The sequence below is a fragment of the Amycolatopsis sp. NPDC104819 genome, from assembly GCF_055583145.1.
In genome coordinates this window covers 1-2,963 of sequence record NZ_JBVJON010000021.1, presented here as the reverse complement: position 1 = coordinate 2,963, position 2,963 = coordinate 1, and the positions used below count along the sequence as shown (strand labels likewise).

Annotated in this window: 4 protein-coding genes; 2 read left to right on the top strand and 2 right to left on the bottom strand. The window is 70.0% G+C overall.

Going from position 1 to position 2,963, the window contains the following annotated elements; translation table 11 throughout:
• Nucleotides 1–110: 110 nt before the first annotated feature.
• Entirely contained in the window at nucleotides 111–1,100 is a 990-nt protein-coding gene (locus tag ACZ63E_RS42645; protein ID WP_465342018.1) for a carbohydrate kinase family protein, read from the bottom strand.
• Nucleotides 1,101–1,248: 148 nt separating this feature from the next.
• Between ACZ63E_RS42645 and ACZ63E_RS42640 the strand changes: the two genes are divergently transcribed.
• On the top strand, nucleotides 1,249–1,419 hold the full coding sequence (locus ACZ63E_RS42640; RefSeq protein ID WP_465308164.1) for a hypothetical protein: 171 nt from the start codon (nucleotides 1,249–1,251) through the stop codon (nucleotides 1,417–1,419).
• Between the two features lie 78 nt (nucleotides 1,420–1,497).
• Here the strand turns inward: ACZ63E_RS42640 and ACZ63E_RS42635 are convergent, their stop codons facing one another.
• Nucleotides 1,498–1,875 carry a HesB/IscA family protein gene (locus ACZ63E_RS42635; RefSeq protein ID WP_465308166.1) on the bottom strand — a complete coding sequence of 126 codons (378 nt, stop codon included), beginning with the start codon at nucleotides 1,873–1,875 and terminating at the stop codon, nucleotides 1,498–1,500.
• Between the two features lie 145 nt (nucleotides 1,876–2,020).
• Between ACZ63E_RS42635 and ACZ63E_RS42630 the strand changes: the two genes are divergently transcribed.
• On the top strand, nucleotides 2,021–2,668 hold the full coding sequence (locus ACZ63E_RS42630; RefSeq protein ID WP_465342016.1) for a DUF3043 domain-containing protein: 648 nt from the start codon (nucleotides 2,021–2,023) through the stop codon (nucleotides 2,666–2,668).
• The last annotated feature ends 295 nt before the right edge of the window (nucleotides 2,669–2,963 follow it).

Genomic DNA, 2,963 nt, shown 5'->3' with positions numbered 1-2,963 from the left:
TCAACCCCCCCCACCCCTGCCCCTCCTCCCCCTTCCTTTTCTTGCCTTTTTTTTTTTTTTTTTTCTCCCCCCCCCCCCCCCCCCCCCCCCCCCCCCCCCCCGGCGGGGGGTCAGGCGGGCAGGACCGCCGAGATCTCGGTGGCCGCCTCCGGGCCGAAGGCCTCGCCGATGCGGGCCAGGGCGTCGGCGCGGTCGAGCGTCCACTCCTGCGTGCCGACCGTCTCCAGCACCAGCACCGCGATCAGCGAACCGAGCTGGGCGGCGCGTTCGACGTTGAGACCGCCGTCGAGCCCGGCCAGGAAGCCCGCGCGGAAGCCGTCGCCGACGCCGGTCGGGTCGGCCTTGGCGCGCTCGGGCACCGCGCCGATCTGCAGGGCGACGCCGTCCTTGCCGACGATCTCGACGCCCTTCTCCCCCAGCGTCGTGATGCGGACGCCGACCTGGTCGAGGACGTCGGCCTCGGTCCAGCCGGTCTTCTGGAGCAGCAGCTCCCACTCGTAGTCGTTGCTGAACAGGTACTTCGCGCCGGCGACGAAGTCACGCGCCTGCTCGCCGCTCATCCGCGCCAGCTGCTGCGACGGGTCGACGGCGAAGGAGTACCCGCGCTGGCGGCACTCCTCGGCGTGGCGGACCATGCCCTCCGGGTCGTCCGGGCTGATCAGCACGAGGCTCAGCTCGCCGGCGCGCTCGGCGATCGGCTGCAGCTCGATGTTGCGGGACTCCGCCATCGCGCCCGCGTAGAACGTCGCGATCTGGCAGAGGTCCTCGTCGGTGGTGCACACGAAGCGCGCGGTGTGCGCGACCTCGGACACGTGGACCCCGGACGTGTCGACGCCGTGCCGCTCCAGCCAGGAGCGGTAGTCGGCGAAGTCCGCGCCGACGGCGCCCACGAGGACCGGCCGCACGCCGAGCACCCCGAGACCGAACGCGATGTTCGCGCCGATGCCGCCGCGCCGGACCACGAGGTCGTCGGCGAGGAAGCTCAGCGACACCCGGTGCAGCTGCTCCGCGACCAGCTGCTCCGCGAACCTGCCCGGGAAATGCATGAGGTGGTCGGTTGCGATACTGCCGGACACCGCGATCCTGGCCCTGTCTGCCACCGGCTGCTCCTTTGTGGTTGACCTCACGGCAAAAGGCGCGAAGTTACCCCCGGGTCATGACCCATCCGGGTAGTTCGCGCACGCCCACCCGACACTACCGGCTGGTACCGCTTCTCCAGTCGCGGACGGATCAATAGCGTTACGAATCGTGAACGCCGTCACCGAACCCGAGACCCTGTCCGAGCTGATCGCCGACTGCGCGCTGATCCCGGCCACGCTGCAGGCCAGGAGCCTGCCGCTGCCCCGCGTCACGGCCGAGCCGTGGGAAGTCGACGAGGCATGCCACGCGCAGGTCGCGGAGCTCGACGCCTACGTGTGAGACCCCCGGAACGAAGAAGGCCCCGCCCTCCGAACGGAGGCGGGGCCTTCTCTCGTCGTGCTGCCGGTCAGCGGAGACTCAGTGGAACGAGTCGCCGCAGGCGCAGGAGCCGGTGGCGTTCGGGTTGTCGATCGTGAAGCCCTGCTTCTCGATCGTGTCCACGAAGTCGATGACGGCTTCCGACACGTACGGCGAGCTCATCCGGTCGACGGCGACCTTGAGGCCGTCGAAGTCGCGGAACAGGTCACCGTCGAGCGTGCGCTCGTCGAAGAACAGCTGGTAGCGCAGGCCCGCGCAGCCACCGGGCTGGACGGCGATACGCAGGTGCATGTCGTCGCGGCCCTCCTGCTCGAGCAGGGCCTTCGCCTTGGCGGCCGCGGCGTCGGTCAACGTGACGCCGTGGGTCTCCTCGGCGGTCTCGGCCTGCGTCGCGCCGGCGTGCTCAGCGGTCGTCATGGCACTCCCTCTAGTTCGAACTCGCTGCGGATACTCCTCGTGCTGACGTTCTCAACACCCGGAGCGTCCGATCTGTTCCCCCACCATGGTCGCACATCGATCGACCTGGTGAACGGCGGCGTGACGCCTGCAATACCCTGGTGAGGTGAGGTTCCTGCGCCGAAGCACCACAGACACCGCCGCCGACGAGCCGGAGGCGGGCGAAGCCGTCGACGTCAGCGGCAAGTCGTTCACGCCCGGTAAGGGCAAGGCTACGCCGAAGCGCCGTGACGCGGAGGCGAAGCGGCGCGGCCCGGTGGCGCCGCCGCCGACCACCATGCGCGAGGCGATGAAGCGCAACAAGGAACTGCGCAAAGCCAACCCCCAGAGCAAGGAAGACCGCCGCGCGGCGGCCAAGGTCCGCCGCGACCGCATGATGGCAGGCGACGACAAGTACCTGCTCCCGCGCGACCGCGGGCCGGTCAAGGCGTACGTCCGCGACCTGGTCGACACCCGGCGCAACCTGCTCGGCCTGTTCATGCCGCTGGCGATCCTGGTGTTCCTGGCGCTGCTGGTGCCGCTGCCCCAGGTGCAGTCGTACATCACGCTGCTGTGCACGGCGCTGCTGCTGGTGATGGCGATCGAGGGCTTCGTGAACGGCCGCAAGATCGCGAAGCTGGCCCGGGAGAAGTTCCCGAAGGAGGCGATCAGCGGCCGGTCGATCGGGTGGTACGCGTTCGTGCGGGCGTCCCAGATCCGGAAGCTGCGGGTGCCGAAGCCGCGGCTGAAGCCGGGCGAGCCGATCCCGAACTGAGCTGGTTTCGAGAAGCCGGGTGGGCCGAGTGGCCTACCCGGCTTTTTGCTGTCCGGGGCCCGGCCGCTTGCTCGCGGGCCGGCCGCCCGCTCGTCCCCGGCACCACTCACCCGCCGCCGCCCGCCTGCTCGCCCGCCCAACCCGCCCGCCGCTCGCCTGCTGTCGCGAATGACCCATTGGGGACGCCAGACGTCCCTAATGGGCAAGGCCGGGCAGTTAGGTTGGGGTGAGTCGTGTCAAGAGGCTGGTGGCGGCGTTGGTGACGGTGACGTCGATGGTGGCTGTGAGACAGGCG

Coding starts and splice junctions, on each gene's coding strand:
- ACZ63E_RS42635 (WP_465308166.1), bottom strand. CDS start 1,875: ATGACGACCGCTGAGCACGCCGGCGCGACGCAGGCCGAGACCGCCGAG.